The organism is Raineyella sp. LH-20 (genome assembly GCF_033110965.1).
Classification (GTDB): domain Bacteria; phylum Actinomycetota; class Actinomycetes; order Propionibacteriales; family Propionibacteriaceae; genus Raineyella.
The window spans coordinates 1592172-1608284 of the sequence record NZ_CP137003.1 but is presented as its reverse complement, the minus strand read 5'-3'; the positions used below and the strand labels follow the sequence as shown (position 1 = coordinate 1608284).

14 protein-coding genes and 1 pseudogene are annotated in these 16113 nt (G+C 70.6%); 9 read left to right on the top strand and 6 right to left on the bottom strand.

Translation table 11 applies throughout. The features are described 5' to 3' along the window. Nucleotides 1-4 precede the first annotated feature (4 nt). On the bottom strand, nucleotides 5-1201 hold the full coding sequence (locus R0146_RS07005) for a cation:proton antiporter (protein WP_317692144.1): 1197 nt from the start codon (nucleotides 1199-1201) through the stop codon (nucleotides 5-7). Beyond that, on the bottom strand, nucleotides 1198-1674 hold the full coding sequence (locus R0146_RS07000) for a hypothetical protein (protein ID WP_317692143.1): 477 nt from the start codon (nucleotides 1672-1674) through the stop codon (nucleotides 1198-1200). The genes R0146_RS07005 and R0146_RS07000 overlap by 4 nt, the downstream gene beginning before the upstream one ends. Nucleotides 1675-2014: 340 nt before the next feature. Between R0146_RS07000 and R0146_RS06995 the strand changes: the two genes are divergently transcribed. The 4 genes from R0146_RS06995 (at nucleotide 2015) to R0146_RS06980 (ending at nucleotide 6030) form a co-directional block, all read left to right on the top strand. Continuing rightward, nucleotides 2015-3358: a DUF7847 domain-containing protein gene (locus R0146_RS06995; protein ID WP_317692142.1), complete on the top strand. Its 1344-nt coding sequence runs from the start codon at nucleotides 2015-2017 to the stop codon at nucleotides 3356-3358. A gap of 900 nt (nucleotides 3359-4258) precedes the next feature. Further along, a complete protein-coding gene (locus R0146_RS06990) occupies nucleotides 4259-4951 on the top strand; it encodes an SDR family oxidoreductase (protein ID WP_317692141.1) in 693 nt (230 codons plus the stop codon). 302 nt (nucleotides 4952-5253) lie between these two features. Then, complete coding sequence (locus R0146_RS06985) at nucleotides 5254-5661, top strand: VOC family protein (RefSeq protein ID WP_317692140.1); 408 nt, start codon at nucleotides 5254-5256, stop codon at nucleotides 5659-5661. Nucleotides 5662-5676: 15 nt separating this feature from the next. Then, complete coding sequence (locus R0146_RS06980; RefSeq protein WP_317692139.1) at nucleotides 5677-6030, top strand: TfoX/Sxy family protein; 354 nt, start codon at nucleotides 5677-5679, stop codon at nucleotides 6028-6030. Nucleotides 6031-6283: 253 nt separating this feature from the next. Here the strand turns inward: R0146_RS06980 and R0146_RS06975 are convergent, their stop codons facing one another. Further along, complete coding sequence (locus tag R0146_RS06975) at nucleotides 6284-7168, bottom strand: patatin-like phospholipase family protein (RefSeq protein ID WP_317692346.1); 885 nt, start codon at nucleotides 7166-7168, stop codon at nucleotides 6284-6286. Nucleotides 7169-7648: 480 nt separating this feature from the next. Between R0146_RS06975 and R0146_RS06970 the strand changes: the two are divergent. The 3 genes and pseudogenes from R0146_RS06970 to R0146_RS06960 form a co-directional block, all read left to right on the top strand. Continuing rightward, nucleotides 7649-9679: pseudogene (locus R0146_RS06970) on the top strand (glucose PTS transporter subunit IIA); the annotation flags it as partial. Nucleotides 9680-9895: 216 nt separating this feature from the next. Then, nucleotides 9896-10468 (top strand): methylated-DNA--[protein]-cysteine S-methyltransferase, encoded by a 573-nt coding sequence (locus tag R0146_RS06965; RefSeq protein WP_317692138.1) that lies wholly within the window; start codon nucleotides 9896-9898, stop codon nucleotides 10466-10468. A 63-nt stretch (nucleotides 10469-10531) separates the two neighbouring features. Further along, a complete protein-coding gene (locus R0146_RS06960; protein ID WP_317692137.1) occupies nucleotides 10532-11959 on the top strand; it encodes a TIGR01777 family oxidoreductase in 1428 nt (475 codons plus the stop codon). A 34-nt stretch (nucleotides 11960-11993) separates the two neighbouring features. Here the strand turns inward: R0146_RS06960 and R0146_RS06955 are convergent, their stop codons facing one another. From R0146_RS06955 to R0146_RS06945, 3 genes are read right to left on the bottom strand one after another with little or no spacing between them, the layout of a single operon-like run. Beyond that, complete coding sequence (locus R0146_RS06955; RefSeq protein WP_317692136.1) at nucleotides 11994-12638, bottom strand: HhH-GPD-type base excision DNA repair protein; 645 nt, start codon at nucleotides 12636-12638, stop codon at nucleotides 11994-11996. Then, nucleotides 12635-14062: an MFS transporter gene (locus R0146_RS06950; protein WP_317692135.1), complete on the bottom strand. Its 1428-nt coding sequence runs from the start codon at nucleotides 14060-14062 to the stop codon at nucleotides 12635-12637. The genes R0146_RS06955 and R0146_RS06950 overlap by 4 nt, the downstream gene beginning before the upstream one ends. Then, the gene (locus R0146_RS06945) at nucleotides 14059-14565 is read right to left on the bottom strand and encodes a MarR family winged helix-turn-helix transcriptional regulator (protein WP_317692134.1); all 507 of its coding nucleotides are present in this window, start codon (nucleotides 14563-14565) and stop codon (nucleotides 14059-14061) included. Before R0146_RS06945 ends, R0146_RS06950 begins: the two co-directional genes overlap by 4 nt. A gap of 277 nt (nucleotides 14566-14842) precedes the next feature. On the opposite strand from R0146_RS06945, the gene R0146_RS06940 reads away from it, so the two are divergent. Then, nucleotides 14843-15361, top strand: a complete 519-nt coding sequence (locus tag R0146_RS06940; protein WP_317692133.1) for a GNAT family N-acetyltransferase — start codon at nucleotides 14843-14845, stop codon at nucleotides 15359-15361. Nucleotides 15362-15605: 244 nt separating this feature from the next. Further along, on the top strand, nucleotides 15606-16112 hold the full coding sequence (locus tag R0146_RS06935) for a GNAT family N-acetyltransferase (protein WP_317692132.1): 507 nt from the start codon (nucleotides 15606-15608) through the stop codon (nucleotides 16110-16112). Nucleotide 16113 lies beyond the last annotated feature (1 nt).

Below are 16113 nucleotides of genomic sequence, written 5' to 3'. Positions count from 1 at the left end.
CCGCTCAGCCGCCGCCCTTCGCCGCACCGTTCTTCGCGGCGCCGCCCTTTCCGTCGGACGCTTGCTCGGCGGCGGTGGTGGCGATCCGGGTCACCGGCCCGGAGAGCACCCCGACAGCGATCACCGTCACCATCGCCCCGAGCAACAGGGCGGCGTCCTCGCCGGGGGCGAGCACACCGAGGTTCGTGCCCAGGGTCGCCGCGGCCACCGGGACGCCCATCTGGGCGGCGGTGAGCGCGGCCATCGGCAACGGCTGGCGGGTCACCGCCATCGCGCCGTGGACGATCAGGGCCCCGACGCCGAGGGCCAGTCCCAGCCCGATCGCCGTCGGGTGGGCGCCGAGCTGGCGCAGGTCGAGCGACGCCCCCAGCCAGACGAAGAAGATCGGTGAGAACAGCCCCTCGGTGACGGCGAAGATCTGGTGGGAGAGCCGCCGGGGTTCTCCGATCGCGGCGTACGCCAGGCCCAGTGCGAAGCCCGCCAGCATGATCGAGATGTGCAGGGTCGCGGCCAGCGCCGCCAGCGCGAACAACAGGGTGAGGGCCAGGCGCAGTTCGATCGCCAGGCTGTGGTCCTGGGAGAGGTCGTGGATGGCTTTGCGTCGACCCGTACGTTCCAACCAGCGCAGGAAGAGGAAGATCACCGCGGCCGCCAGCAGCACCGCACCGGCGCCGATCGCGGCACGCATCACGTGGGCGGGGTCGATGACCAGCGGCAGCAACACGATCGAGGCGGCGTCGGCCAGGGCGACCTGGGGCAGCAGCTGGACGACGGCCCGTCCGTCCAGCGGCACCCCGTTGAGGGTCGGCATCACCATGGCGGCCGACGACGAGGCCAGCACCACCGCGTAGAGGGCGCCGTGCCCGGTCCCGAAGACCAGCCCGAGGCCACCCCCGAGCAGCGCGGCGAGCACCCCCACGCACACGGCCCGGGCCGCGCCGACCAGCAGTCCGGCCCGCAGCGCCGGATCGCGCACCGGGACGTGGGAGCCGGCGACGAACATCACCAGTCCGAAACCGATCTCGGCCAGAAAGGAGAAGGTGTGGTCGGAGGCCGGCAGCACCCGCAGCCCGGTGGCGCCCAGTGCCAACCCGACCGCCAGTTCGCCGACCACCACCGGCAGGTGCGAGGCCCGGGTGAGGCTCAGCACCGGTCCGGCGAGAGCCACCAGGCACAGCAGGGCCAGGACGGCGAAACTCATCGTCGGGTGGGGTCGACGATCCGGACCGGGATGTCGGTGTTCTCGTCGGTCAGGTAGCTGGCGCACACCCGGTGGTAGCCGTCGGCGATCAGCGCCGGACGGCCCTCGTGCAGGTCACCGCGCACCATCAGGACCGGCGACAGCGGCGTGCCGTCAGCGATCTTGCGCAGGTCGGAGGCGACATGGGGGTTGGTCAGCGGCAGCAGTGCGAGCCGGGCCGACCGCAGGATGTCCTTGGCCTTGAAGTGCTCCGGCGAGGCTTCCCGCAGGGCGATCACCGTGCCGTGGGCCACCTCGGGGTCGGTCAGCAGGCACAGGTAGGACTCGGCGGCAGGATAGTCGTGCTCCTCGGGATCCAGGATCCACCGTACGGTCGGGGCGTCCCCCGGCGAGGAGCCGTTCTCGTGATGGCCTCGCGCCGCCCGTGTCGCCGCGTCCTTCGACCGCTTCTTCGAACCCTTCGAGGTGGCCATGGTGCGTCCTTCCGTGCCGGCACTTCCCCCCAGAGTGGCCCAGCCGGCGGCCGAAGGGAAGCACTTCTGCGGGCACGGCCCGGTGTGAGGCGGGCAGGCGGGGCAGACGCGCCAGGCCGGCCCGTCCAGGTACGCATCCGTCCAGGTACGCATCCGTCCACGTACGCATCGAGCACGTACGCATCGAGCACGGCCGGCACGGTTCCGTCCGAACGACCTGCAGCGGCGCCGGCGGCGGATCGTACGACGGCCGACCCGCGGGATCAGGACGGTCGGGCGACCGACCTGCGATGCCCCCGACAGGCCGCCGTTGGCCCCTTGACTCACTAGGATCCCCGACATGTCTTCGCCTGCCTTCCCCACGCCCGGGGACATCCCCGCGCCCGGGGCGCTCCCCCGCCGTCCCCTGTCCTTGGGTGACGTCCTGTCGGCGACCTTCAGCTTCTACGGGCGGCGCTTCGGCCAGCTCATCGTCATCGCCCTGATCCCGACCCTGGCCGGGTTGGCCGTCGGCGCACTCGCCGCGTTGATGATCATCAGCTCGTTGCTCCGGATGTTCCAGGGCATCGCCCTGAGCGGCGAGCCGACCTTCGATCCAGGGTCGGTGGGCATGCTCCTCGGCGGGATACTGCTGGTCCTCCTCGCAGGGCTGGTCGTGGCGCTGGTGCAGATCAAGTGCCAGGGCATGATGGCGCTCGCCGGGCGGGACATCGAGGACGGCCGCCCGTCCACCATCGGCGAGCTGTGGCGGCGCACCCACGGTCTGGCCGGCCGGGCGGTCCTGCTGGTGCTGCTCGCGCTGGTCGCTGCGCTGGCCGTCGGCGGAGTGATCACACTGCTCGCCCTGTGGGTGGGCAGCGCGTCGGATTCAGGCCCTGCACCCGCACTGATGGCCCTGGTGGTCATCGTCGTCATCCTCGGATCGATCTACCTGGGGATCCGGTGGGCCTTCATCGTGCAGACCCTGGCGATCGAGGGGGACGGCCCGCTGGCCGCCCTGGGACGCTCCTGGAACGTCTCCCGGGGTGCGTTCTGGCGGATCTTCGGCTACCTCATCGTCGCAAGCCTGCTCGTCTCCATCGCCAGCAGCGCGGTCTCCGGCATCTCGCAGGCGTTCCTGACGCCCCAACTGACCGGCTTGGAGGAGACCGAGGATCCGGCGCAGATCCTCGCCCAGATGGCGGCACTGCTCCCGCTGATCCTCATCAGCACCGTGGGCTCCCAAGTGGTCGCCTGGCTCGCCGCGCCGTTCCAGGCGCTGTTCACGACGATCCTCTACATCGACCAGAATCGTCGACAGGGGCTGGAGACCGTGCCGGAAGGCCCCACGCCCTGGGACCCGGGGTACGCCGCCGGCTACCCCGGCCAGCCTGGCTATTCGACCCAGCCCGGCTACCCGCCCCAGCCTGGCTACCCCGGTCAGCCCGGATACCAGACCCGGCCTGGCTACCCGGATCAGCCCGGCTACCCGCCCCACCCCAGCAACCCTGGTCAGCCCGGCAACCCCGGACAGCCCGGATACCAGACCCAACCCGGCTACCCCGGCTACCCCGGTCCCACCCAGCCTGATCCGAACCAGCCCGGTGGCCCAGGTCAGCCCGGTGGCCCCGGTCAGCCGGGCGGCGGCCCGGACCAGCCCGGCCCCGGTCAGCCGGGCGGATCCAGCTACCCGTACGGAGGCTGACCCGACGGCACGCCGAGGCGACATCTCCGCGGTTCCTCACATCGACTCAGCCGCGGAACCTCGCTGCGCAGCCTCACCGCGGTACACCGCCGCCCTCACACACAAACGCTCAGCTCTGCACCTCGCCCGTGCGTTTCTGCTGAATGACAGACACATCTGCACGGACGAGGTGCAGAGGTCTACGAATGTGTTTAGGCCGGTGCGGCGGGAGGACCTACTCCGAGCCGCCCTCACCCGTCGGGGCTAGATGCGCTCACGAGCCACCGCAGGATTTCCGCCACGCTAAGGGACTCACCCCGTGACGATGAGCGGGTGTGCTCGGGCGAGGATACGTCGTGGTCGTGGTCGGGCGGCTGGCCAGCGCGGTCTTGAGGCAGCGCGGTCTTGAGGCAGCGCGGTCTTGAGAGCCGCCTCCGCCGCAGACGCGAGGGTGTCTGCCAGCCGCTGCGCTTCCAACAGGCCGTCGCCACCACAGGCGCGCGGGTTTCAGTCAGCCGCCGCGCTTTCAGTCACCTGCGGCCTGCCGGCGGGCCGCAGATGACTGAAGCGGCGGCGGCTGGCAGAAGGAGCCGCATCTGCGGCGATGTGACGATGAGGTCCTGCATGCCGGGCCCGGAGCAGGCGGCGGAAGACCCGGTCGTGCGACAGGTCGGGATCGTCGAGCGGTTCTGCGATCAGGGCCGACAGGCCAGACCGAGGCTCACGGCCACCGCAGGGCTCCCGCCACGCTGAGAGACTCACTCCGCGGCTACGACCACGTGAGGAATGGGAGCCCGCGGCGACCACACGAGGAATGGGAGCCCGCGGCGACCACACGAGAGCGGCAAGCCCATCGCTGCCACCACCCATATGATCGCCGCTCGCTTGCTGCTGGCCCGGCGTCGGCCTAACGTGCCCGGCATGGACCGACCTGTAGCCCTCATCACCGGCGCCAGCCGCGGCATCGGCCGCGGCATCGCGGACGTGCTCGCCGACACCCACCACCTGCTGATCGGCGGGCGGTCCGCCGCAGACGTCGCCCGGGTGGTGGCGGCCCTGCCGTCGGCCGAACCGTTCGTGGCGGACCTCACCGATGCCGCCTCCACCGCGGCGGCCGTCCGGGGGATCGAGCGGCTCGATGTCCTGGTCCACTCGGCCGGTCGGGACGCTCCCCGCTTCATCGAGGAAATGACCCGGAATGACTGGCGGGACCTGATGGAGCTCAACGTCATTGCGGTGGCCGACCTCACCCGCCTGCTCCTCCCCGCCCTGCGGACCGCCGGCGGGATGGTGATCATGATCAACTCCGGCGCCGGACAGCGCGTCGGTGGTTCGCCGGCGTACTCCGCCTCCAAGTTCGCACTGCGGGCGCTGGCCGACGGCCTGCGCGAGGACGAGCGAGGACGCGTACGCGTCACGACCGTCTACCCCGGCCGCGTCGACACCGACATGCAGCGCCACCTCCAGGCCGAATCCGGCCGCAGCTACAACCCCGACGAGCACCTGCGGGTCGCCTCGGTCGCCGCCGTCGTACGGACCGCCGTAGACGCCACCCCGGAGGGGATGGTCGAGGAGATCGCCGTCCGACCGATCACTCGGGTGCCGAAGGGCTGACCGCGCGGCACCACGCTGTGGTCGTACGCGGCCTGTGGTCATACGTCGCCGCCGTATCCGCCCAGACCGTACCGGTGGTAGTCATTCCCACTCGGGCGACCGGGTCCGAATACACACCACGGGTACGGTCTGCCGACCATCGCCCGGCACGCGCGCCGCGTACGCCACCGATGCATCGACGCCGACTCTGGTGCACGGCCCCAGGCTGCGGCAGGCTGGTGCCAGCAGGAGGGCGCCGAGCCTCGCGGCGGCGATCCGCCCGCTGACCCGAGTTATCGATCCGACTCATCGGAGGAGCCATCATGGCCAGCTCAGCCCGCCCCATGCACTTCGAGATCCAGGCCGACGACATCGACCGTGCGAAGGCCTTCTACACCGAAGTCTTCGGTTGGGCCTTCACCGACTGGTCGGGGCCGACCGGCGGCGCCACCTACTGGGGGATCACCACCGGCGAAGAGGGCACCCCGGGCATCGACGGAGGGCTGCTCCCCCGGATGACCGGCACCCCGGCGATCGACCAGCCGGTGAACGCGTACGTCGTGACGATGGTGGTCGACGACTACGACGTGTACGAGGAGCGGATCCTGGCCCACGGCGGCGAGGTGACCATGCCCAAGGCCGCGCTCGCCGGGATGGCCTGGCAGGGCTACTTCAAGGACACCGAGGGCAACCTCTTCGGCCTGCACCAGCCCGACCCGAACGCTGCGTGAGGTCCGACCGTGCAGATGCCCACGCACACCGAGGAGGACAAGGCCCGGTTCCGGGCGCTGGTTCCGCTCCTCGACGGGGTCGCGGTCAAGCCGATGTTCGGCTCGGTCGGCGCGTTCGTGAACGGCAACATGTTCGCCGGCCTGTTCGGCACCGACCTCGGGGTCAAGCTGGACGAGCCGGGCAGGGCGGCCCTGCAGGCACTGCCCGGGTCGGGTCCGTTCGGCCCGGCCGAGCGGCCGATGGGCGGTTGGCTGGCGCTGCCGGAGGGGCTCTCCGACGAGGAGGCCACCGCCTGGTTCGAGCGGGCGTACGCGTACGTCGTGACGCTGCCGCCCAAGGAGCCGAAGCCTCGACGGACGAAGGGCTGAGCCACCGCGCGAGGGCCGATCCGACGGCCGACGTGTGACTGCCGACGTGTGACTGCCGACGTGTGACTGCCGACGTGTGACTGCCGACGTGTGACGGCCGACGTGTGACGGCCGACGTGTGACTGCCGACGTGTGACTGCCGACGTGTGACTGCCGACGTGTAACGGCCGACGTGTAACGGCCGATCCGACGGCCGATGCCTGGCGGCCGCCCGCGACCGTCACGCACGGTGCGACCCGCCGCCCCGATCAGGTCAGCCGTCGAGACCGAGGAACTCCTCCCAGGCCGGCAGTTCGCGGCGCACCTGGGCAAGTCCTTGTTCGTGGGCCACACGCAGCTTCGCCACGTCGCGTTCGCCGTTGGTGACCGGCATCGCCTCCGGCACGAAGAGCATCGCCCTGCCCTCCCGCTCCAGTTCGAAGAGCTCCTCGCGGGTGCTGTTATAACGCCCCGGGCGCCGGATCAGTGCATCGACCACCGCCGGCGTCCGGCGGAACCAGCTGCCGAAGAACCGCTCGTTCTTCAGCTGCGGCTTCACGTACCCGCGCGGCTGGGTGAGAACGACGAGGAACTTCTCGTAGCCGGCCGCCCGGGCCGCGTCGAGGGCGAACCCGCCGGTGGGGCCGAGCGCCCCGTCGAGGTAGTCGACGCCGTCGATCGTCACGGCCGGCATCAGCACCGGCATGGTCGAGCTGGCCCGGACCCGCTTCATCAGGGACGGCAGGTCAGGGGTGTCGTCCTTGCCCCAGTAGACCATCGCGCCGTCGCTCATCCGGAACGACCCGATCGCCATCGTCGCGGGGTTGGCGACGTACGTGGCGAAGTCGAAGGGCAGCGCCTGGTCGGGGTAGCCGGAGGTCTCGTAGATGTACTCGGCGTTGAACAGGCCCTTGCCCCGCAGCCAGGTGCCGAAGTTGCCCATCCGGGGGTCGGCGGAGAACTCGACGAAGGACGTCCGGGCGCGCTCGGCGTCGCGGACCAGGTAGTTCACCGTGTTGGAGGCTCCGGCGGAGATGCCGCCGACCCAGTCGACGTGGATGCCGGCGGCGAGCAGCGCGACGACGACCGCAGAGGTGTAGCTGGCCCGCATGCCACCACCCTCGAAGATCAGGGCGGTGTCGGTGACGTTGCTGGTCATCCGTACGCCGACGGTCCGTTCGTCGCTGCGCCTCTGTTCGGTCATCACCCGTCCTCCCGTCCACGACCCGTACGGTCCGCCGACACAGTAACCCCGCCTCGTGTCGAGGTGACCGGCATGATCTCCGTCATACCTGCCCGATGGCCCGTCACCCCGCCGTCGCAGCACCCGATCACGACATCCCACGTCGTACGAAAGCAACACTGCTCGAACCCACCAGTCGGTGCCGAAGGAGCCTTGTGTTCGACAGACGCACACGTAGCTCACAGGCAGAAATTTACCCACACCTGCGCAACAAAACCCGACACGCCCGTAACCACGGGCCGGATCGAACGAACCAGGAGGAAATTTCGGGTAGCGGAGCATCCACCGTCAGGTTACGATTGTGTTCGTTCGATGGAACCGAATGCTCGGGCCCTCCGTCGGACACGAGCGGAGCCAAAGTCGGCTCCACTGGTCGCACGAAGAGAGAGAACCCAGATGGCGAGTTCATCAGCCCGCGACATCGTGAAGGGCGTGGGGGGCGCTGGAAACATCCAGAGCTTCAGCCATTGCGCCACACGCCTTCGTTTCCAACTCAAGGACGGCGCCAGGGTCGACACCGCCGCCGTCGAGGCGATCCCCGCCGTGATGGGGGCCGTGCCCCAGGCGGGAGACCGTTACCAGGTGGTCATCGGCGGTGCGGTGACCCAGGTCTTCGAGGACATCCAGAACCTCCCGGAGATGGCGAAGGTCTCCAGCGGCGAGGAGTCCGACGCCGACGTCAAGGCCGCGGCCCGCGCCCGAGGCCCGCGCGGAAAGTTCGCCTGGCTGGACACCTTCTTCGAGTTCCTCTCGGACTCGTTCCGCCCGACCATCGGTGCCCTGCTGGGCGCCTCGCTGTTCATCACCTTCATGGCCTTGATGAGCACCCTGGGGATCATCGGCAACTGGGCCGATCCCCGCACCGCGCTGCCGCCGTCGTGGGCGTTCGTCAACCTGGCCTGGCAGTGTGTCTTCGTCTTCCTGCCGCTGATGGTGGCCTACAATGCGACCAAGAAGCTCGGCGCGGATCCGTGGGTCGGCTTCGCCGTGATGGCCGTCGTGATGCTGCCCGGCTTCACCGCGCTGGGCGATGCCGCCACGAAGATGCAGTTCGCCGGCAGCGAGATCGACGTGGTGAGCATCTTCGGCGTCCCGCTGACGATCTTCAACTACAGCTCGCAGGTGTTCCCGCCGCTGCTGATGGCCGGCGTCCTCGGCCCGTTGACCAAGCTGCTGCGCCGGATCATCCCGGAGAACCTCCAGTTGATCTTCGTGCCGTTCCTGTCGATGCTGATCATGATCCCGCTGACCGCCTTCCTGATCGGCCCGCTGGGTGTGTACGCCGGCGCCGGCCTGGCCAACGCGCTGCGTGCGGTCAACGACTTCTCCCCGCTGATCTTCGCCATCCTGGTCCCGCTGGCCTACCCCTTCATGGTCCCGCTGGGCCTGCACTGGCCGATCAACGCGATCATGCTGCTCAATATCCAGAGCCTGGGCTACGACTTCATCCAGGGGCCGATGGGTGCGTGGAACTTCGCTGCCTTCGGTGCCACCGCCGGTGTCCTCTTCCTGTCCATCCGTGACAAGGACCCGATGATGCGCCAGACCGCGACCGGTGCCCTCGCCGCGGGTCTGCTGGGCGGCATCTCCGAACCGTCCCTCTACGGCATCCACCTGCGCTACAAGCGGATCTACCCGCGGATGCTGATCGGCTGCTTCCTCGGTGGTCTGATCATCGGCATCGGCGGCGGCCTGAAGACCAGCGCGTTCGTCTTCACCTCGCTGCTGACCATCCCGGCGTTCAACAACATCCCGCTGTACGCGCTGGCCATCGGCGTCGCCTTCTTCACCGCGATGATCCTGGTCATCGTCTCCGACTACCGCACCCCGGAACAGCGCGCCCAGGCGGCCGCGATCCGTGAGGCGGAGGAGACCGTCCACGCCGCCGCGGTCGAGGCCGCAGCCGAGCAGGCCCCGGCCGTCGAGGCGGGGACACCGGCCCCCACCGGGCGTCCGGTCAAGCCCGCGATGCGCCCCGGCGCCATCACCCAGATCACCGCCCCGCTGGCGGGCGCCGTGATCCCGCTGGAGCACATCCCCGATCCCGTCTTCAGCCGCGGCACCGTCGGAGCGGGCGTGGGCATCATGCCCACCGGTGACACCGTGGTGTCCCCGGCCGCCGGCAAGCTCCTGGTCGCCCACGAGACCGGCCACGCGTTCGGCATCCGTCTCGACAGCGGGATCGAACTGCTGATCCACGTCGGCATCGACACCGTCAACCTCGAAGGACGCGGCTTCGACGTCAAGGTCACCACCGGTCAGCGGGTCGAGGCGGGCACCCCGCTGGTCACCTTCGACCGGGAACTCATCGAGGAGGCCGGCTACTCGCTGGCGACCCCGGTGCTGGTGACGAACGGCAAGAAGTTCGGCCCCATCGCCCAGGCCATCTCCGGTGAGGTGGCGATCGGCACTCCGGTGATCATCGTCAACGCCAAGGTCCCCGAGACCGCGACGGAAGCGTCGGAGGGCGTGCCCGTCCCCGCGGCGGACTGACCTCCCGCTCCCCCATCACCGGCCCCGTCCTCCGGACCCTCTCGGTCCGGAGGACGGGGCCGTTTCGGACCGTACGTCCTACAGTGACATCGGCTCCGCGGCCCGGCCGGCGGGTGCTCGCCAGGCGGGTGCGCTCGCTAGGCTTCCGCCATGGACGGGCTGCGGTGGACAGAGATCGCGACCCCGTTCGGCGGGTTCGTCGTGGCATGGACCGGCAACGAACAGCCGGTGGTCCGGGCGGCCGGATTCGCCTCCGTGACCGAGGTGCTGTCGCGACTCCCCGCCAGTGGCCAGCACGCCCCGAGGCGTACGTCGGCGTCCGACCTGCCCCGCAGCCTCACCGCGCGTGGCGTCTCCACACTCCCGGTGATCCGCGATGATGGGGCGAGCGTCGTACGTTCCGCGGTGCTCGCCCATCTCGACGGCGACCGGGAGGCGTACGACCGACTGCAGGTCGACCAGCCGGGGCCGGACTTCCACCACGCCTGCTGGGAGGCGATCCGGGAGACCCGGTTCGGCGAACGGCTCAGCTACGGGCAGGTGGCCCGCGCGGCCGGCGCTCCCCGCGGCGCCCGGGCCGCCGCCAACGCCTGCGCGGCCACCCGGGTCTCCTGGATCATCCCGGTCCACCGGGTGATCATGGCCGACGGGTCACTCGGCGGGTACGGCGGTCGCGAGGACCTCAAGGAAGCGCTGCTGGACTGGGAGGCGTCGCTGCTCTGACGCATCATGGTGGCAGGCGCCGCCGGGCACACCACCCGACGGTGGACCGAGAGGGGCTCCGCCGTGACGGTCTTCGAACACACCGCGACCTACCCGCATCCGCGCGACGAGGTGTTCGCCTGGCATGAACGCCCCGGGGCGTTCGTCCGGCTGAGCCCGCCGGGCGCGATCGTCACCGTCGACGGCCCGAGCGACGGGCTGCACGTCGGGTCGCGCCGCGCCCTGCGCATCTCCTCACCGCTGCTCACCGCCCTGTGGCCGGGACGTACGATGCCGAGCGCCGTCCGGACCGGGCCCGGGCTGCGCTGGCTGGTCGAACATGTCGCGTACGAGTCGGGTCGTCTGTTCGTCGACGAGCAGGTCCGCGGGCCGCTGCGCCACTGGCGCCACGAGCACCTCTTCGAGGACGCCGAGGGCGGCGGCACCCGGATCACCGACCGGGTGACGTACGAGCTGCCGCCGGCCCTGGCCGGGTCGGTCGGCGAGCGGTGGATGCACCGCTATCTGGAGGGGTTGTTCCGGTTCCGGGAGGACCAGCTGCGGGCCGACCTCGCCCTGCACCAGCGGCTGGCGCGGACGCCCCGGACGATCGCCATCGCGGGCGCCTCCGGAACCATCGGCACTCAGCTGACCGCACTGCTGGCCACCGGCGGGCACACGGTGCTCCGGTTGGTGCGACGGCCCGCCCAGGGGACGGACGAGATCAGCTGGGCCCCGGAACTGGGCGATCTCGACCCGGCCCGACTCGCCGGCGTCGACACCGTGGTGAACCTCTCCGGCCGCCCGATCGTCACCCGCTACACCCCGACCACCAAACACGAGATCCTCTGGTCGCGGCTCGACGCCACCCAGACCTTGACCCGGGCGATCGTCGCGGCCCGGCGGGCCGGTGACGGACCGGCTGCCCTGGTGCAGGCGAACGCCGTGGGCTATTACGGCGGCCGCCGCCCCGGCGAGGTGCTCACCGAGGACTCCCCCGCCGGCACCGACTTCCTCGCCGATGTCGCCCGGCAGTGGGAGGAGGCCTCCCACCGGGTCGCGGAGGACGGCGCCCGGCTGGTGGTGCTGCGCACCGGGACGGTGCTCGGCCCGGCGGCCGGGATGCTGGCCATGGAGCTGCCGCTGTTCCTGGTCGGTGCCGGCGGGCGGCTCACCTCCCCGCAGGCGATGGTCAGCTGGATCGGGCTGGACGACATCACCCGGGCGTACGCGCACGTCATCCTCGAGGGATCCTGCCGGGGCCCGTACAACGCCGTCGCCCCCGGGGTGGTCACCGCCGGGGCCTTCGCCAGCCGCCTCGGAGAGGTGCTGCACCGGCCCTCGCTGATCCCGACGCCGGGCTTCGGCCCCGCGCTGCTGCTCGGCCGGGAGGCGGCCGCGATCCTGGTGCACACCGACCTGAACGTGTCCTCGGCGAGGCTGCGGACCACCGGATTCCGCTTCAGCCATCCGGAGCTGGTGCCGGCGCTGCGGCACGCCCTGACCCGGTGAGCCGATCCCGCCGCCTCAGGGCTCGCGTCAGGTGTCAGGCGTCGGGCGACGCCTTGGCCGCCGTGGGCGACGCCTTGGCCGCCGTGGGCGACGCCTTGGCCGCCTTGGCCGCCTTGGCCTTCGCCTTCATCTCCTTCTTGAACGCGCGGACCTCGGCCAGGCTCCGCTCGTCCACCACGTCGGCGATGGAGCGCCGCGAGCCATCGACGGCGTAGTCGCCGGCGGCCTCCCGCCAGCCCGGCGCCTGCAGGTCGAACTGCTTGCCGAGCAGGGCGAGGAAGATCTTCGCCTTCTGCTCGCCGAACCCGGGCAGCCGCTTCAGCCGTGCGAGGATCTCGGCCCCGGTCGGGTCGCCGGCGGTCCAGATCGTCTCCGTGCGGCCGCCGTAGGTCGCGACCACCTCGGTGGCCAGGGCCTGCACCCGCTCGGCCATCGCCCGCGGGAACCGGTGCACCGCCGGGCGCTCGGCGAACGCCGCGAGGAACTCCTCCGGATCCATCACCGCGATCGCCGCCGGATCGACGGTCCCGATCCGGTCGAGCAGCTTGGCCGGGCCGGAGAACGCGACCTCCATCGGCACCTGTTGATCGAGGAGCATCCCGGTCAGCAGGGCGAACGGTTCGCTGCCGAGCAGCGCGTCGGCCTTCTCCTCGCCGACGAGGTGGAGCGTACGCGTCATGCCGCCATGGTGCCACGATCCGCGGCGCCCGGCGCCCCCTCGCGGGCGTGCTCCCCACGCCGGGCCCGGAGCAGCACCCACAGTGCGGCCACGGTGGCCAGCCCGGTGGCTGCGGCCCCGACACCCAGCGTGGCGCGGGCCCCGAACTGGGCACCGACCCAGCCGATCAGCGGGGCGCCGATCGGCGTGCCGCCCATGAACACCATCATGTAGAGCGCCATCACCCGGCCACGCATGGCCGGATCGACGGAGAGCTGCACGGTCGCGTTGGCGCTGGTCATCACCGTCAGTGAGGTGAGGCCGACGAGGATCAACAGCAGGACGTAGACGAGGTACGACGGGGCGACGGTGAGGCCGATCATCCCGACGGTGAAGCCGCCCAGCGCGGCGACCAGCACCACCATCCGCGGCTGCTTGCGAGACGCCGCCATCAGGGCCGCGCCGAGCGTGCCGACGCCCATCACGGTGCCCATCAGGCCGTACTGTTCGGGCCCGACGCGGAACACCTGGGTGGCCATCAGGGCGTTGGTGACCTGGAAGTTCAGCCCGAACGTGCCGAGCATGAACACCATGAACATCACCAGCAGGACGTCCGGGCGGTGCGCCACGTACGCCATGCCGGCCCGCACCGAGCCCCGGCCGCGGGTCTTCGGCGCGCCGTGCAGGTCGACCGGATCCATCAGCACCAGGGCGGCCAGGGTCGCGGCATAGCTGATCGCGTTGACCAGGATGGCCGGGCCGACCCCGGCGACACCGATCATCAGACCGGCGAGGCCGGGACCGAGCAACCGGGACATGTTGAAGGTGGTGGCGTTCAGACCGACGGCGTTGACCAGGTAGGACTCGGGGACCAGCTCGGAGACGAACGCCTGGCGGGCCGGGTTGTCGAACGAGGCGACCACACCACCCAACGCGGCGAGCAGATAGACGTGCCACAGCTGCACGGTGCCGGTCAGCACCAGGACCGCCTGCACCAGAGCGACCAGCCCGGCCGCGGCCTGGGTGACCATCAGCAGCTTGCGCTGGTCGAACCTGTCGGCGATCGCCCCGCCGTACGCGGAGAGCAGCAGGACCGGCAGGAACTGCAGGCCGGTGATCGTGCCCAGCGCCAACGACGAGTGCTGGGTGAGCTGGGTCAGCACCAGCCAGTCCTGGGCCACCCGGAACATCCACAGCCCGATGTTCGACAGCAGCATGCCGAAGAAGTAGAGACGGTAGTTGCGCAGGTGGAGCGAGGCGAAGATGCCGTGCGGGGTGGCCGGGAGCGGCCGGCGCGAGCGACGCCGGGACGCGGCGGCCGACGTCCGGGCCGACGAGGCTGTGGCCCCGACCGACGAGCGGGCGGACGAGGCCGTGGGCGACGTACGATCGCCGGCCTCGGATGTGCGGTCGAGAGCCTCGGCCGGAGTGGCGGTGCGGCTCATCGGGCGAGCACCCCCTGCAGCACCGTGGTGGCGGCGGCCAGGACGGCGCGCTCCTCGTCGGAGAGTTCCGAGAGGCGCTGCATCATCCAGGTGTCGCGGGCGTTGATCGTACGATCGACGACGTCCTCCCCCGCGGGGGTGAGGTGCAGGACGCGCTGGCGGCCGTCGTCGGGGTTGCCGACCTTCTCGACCAGCCCGAGCTCGCACAGGCAGTTGACCGTCCGGGTCATGCTCGGCGGGCTCACCCGCTCGGCCTCCGCCAGCTCGCCCGGCGTCCACCGGCGGTTCCTCAGCTTCACCAGGACGCTGAACTGGTGCGGCGCCACGTCGGTGCCGCTCTCGAAGCGCACCCGGCGGCTGATCTGCTGGCAGACCAGCCGGACATCATTGGCGAGGCTCAACAGGGCCTCGGAGTCGGGGGTCGGCATCTCCGCGCCGGTCGGCGCCGGATCCTCCGCGCTGTGCGGGTCGACGCCCGACCTGTTCGTGGTGCGCCTGTCCATGCTGCGGCTGTCTCGTCCGTCCATGCCGTCCCTGTCCGTGCTGTGCGTGAGTCGTCCTCCGCCTGTTCCGGTCCGGCACTCGTCGGGCCCTGCCGTCTCACGGAGCCGGGCAGTTCGATCGGTCATCCGGCTCGATCAGCCGGGTGTCGCCGTCCGTCGGAACCAGCCCCGTCGTGACACCGATCACCCGGCGTCACATCGTTAGCATAGTTCATTACCCAAGCTAATCAATGCTCGCGACCGCGCCGGCGGAACGGTGCGCTGGCAGAATTGCCACATGCACCGTTCTGTGATCCGCCCGGTGACGCTCAAGGACGCGCCCGTCCTGGCGGCGCTCTACCGCCGCAATCGCACCTTCCTGCAGCCCTGGGAGCCGCAGCGCGACGAGTCCTGGTTCACCGTTCCGGGGCAGCAGGCCTACCTGGCCGAGGCGCTGCGCGAACGCGACGCCGGGCTGGTCGCCCCGTTCGTCATCCTCGACGGCGAGGAGCCGGTCGGCCGGATCACCATCTCCCGGATCACCCGCGGCGCGTTCCTGTCCGGCGGGATCGGCTACTGGGTGTCACTGGACCACACCGGCCGAGGTCTGGCCACCGCGGCGGTCAGCGCCGTCAAGGCGTACGCCTTCGGGGACCTGCGCCTGCACCGCCTGGAGGCGGCCACCCTGCCGCACAACATCGCCTCCCAGCATGTCCTCATCACGAACGGTTTCGTCCGGATCGGCCGGGCTCCGCAGTACCTGCAGATCAACGGACGCTGGCAGGACCACGTCCTGTTCCAGGTCCTCGCCGGCTGAGATCAGGCTGTGCCGACAGCGGCCGCTGCCCACAGGTCGTACGCGTCTCCACAGGCCACGCCGTCATCCCGCGGGCACCGACGAAGGCTCCCGGAGACCCGCGGACCGTCGCCGCGTCAGCCCATCCCGCACCGACCCGGTAACCATTAGAGTGATGGACGTGCCACCCCGGCCACCACCGGGACTCGTGCACGAGGCGTCCTGGCATTCCCGCCTGACGCGGCATGACACGGAAGGAGCCATCATGACCGAGTTCGAGATGGGTGCCACCAAGACCCGCGACCCCAAGCTGGTCAAGCAGGCTGCCACCATCTGGGCCGAGGCCACCGCGCACCGCGACCTGGTCGACGCGAGCGATGTGAAGATCAACGATTCCATCCCGCTGATCGAGGAGGTGCTGGCCGCCTCCGAGCACTCGTTCCTCCTGGCGATCGCCGATGACGAAGAGGCCATCATCTCCTTCGCCGCCGTCGAGCCCGAGCGCGAGGCCACCCAGGAGGGCCGCGGCGAGCTGCGCTTCCTCGGCGTCGCCCCCGAGCACTGGGGCGAGGGCTGGGCCCGCCGCCTGCTGATCGCCCTTCCCGAGGCCTGCCGCGAGGAGGGCTTCACCGACATCATCCTGTGGGTGTACGCCGACAACACCCGGGCCATCTGGGTCTACGAGGCGATGGGCTGGAACGCCACCGGCCGCACCCGCAAGCACGAGGTCACCGGCCGTCTCGAGGCCGAGTACCGCATCAAGCTGGGCTGAG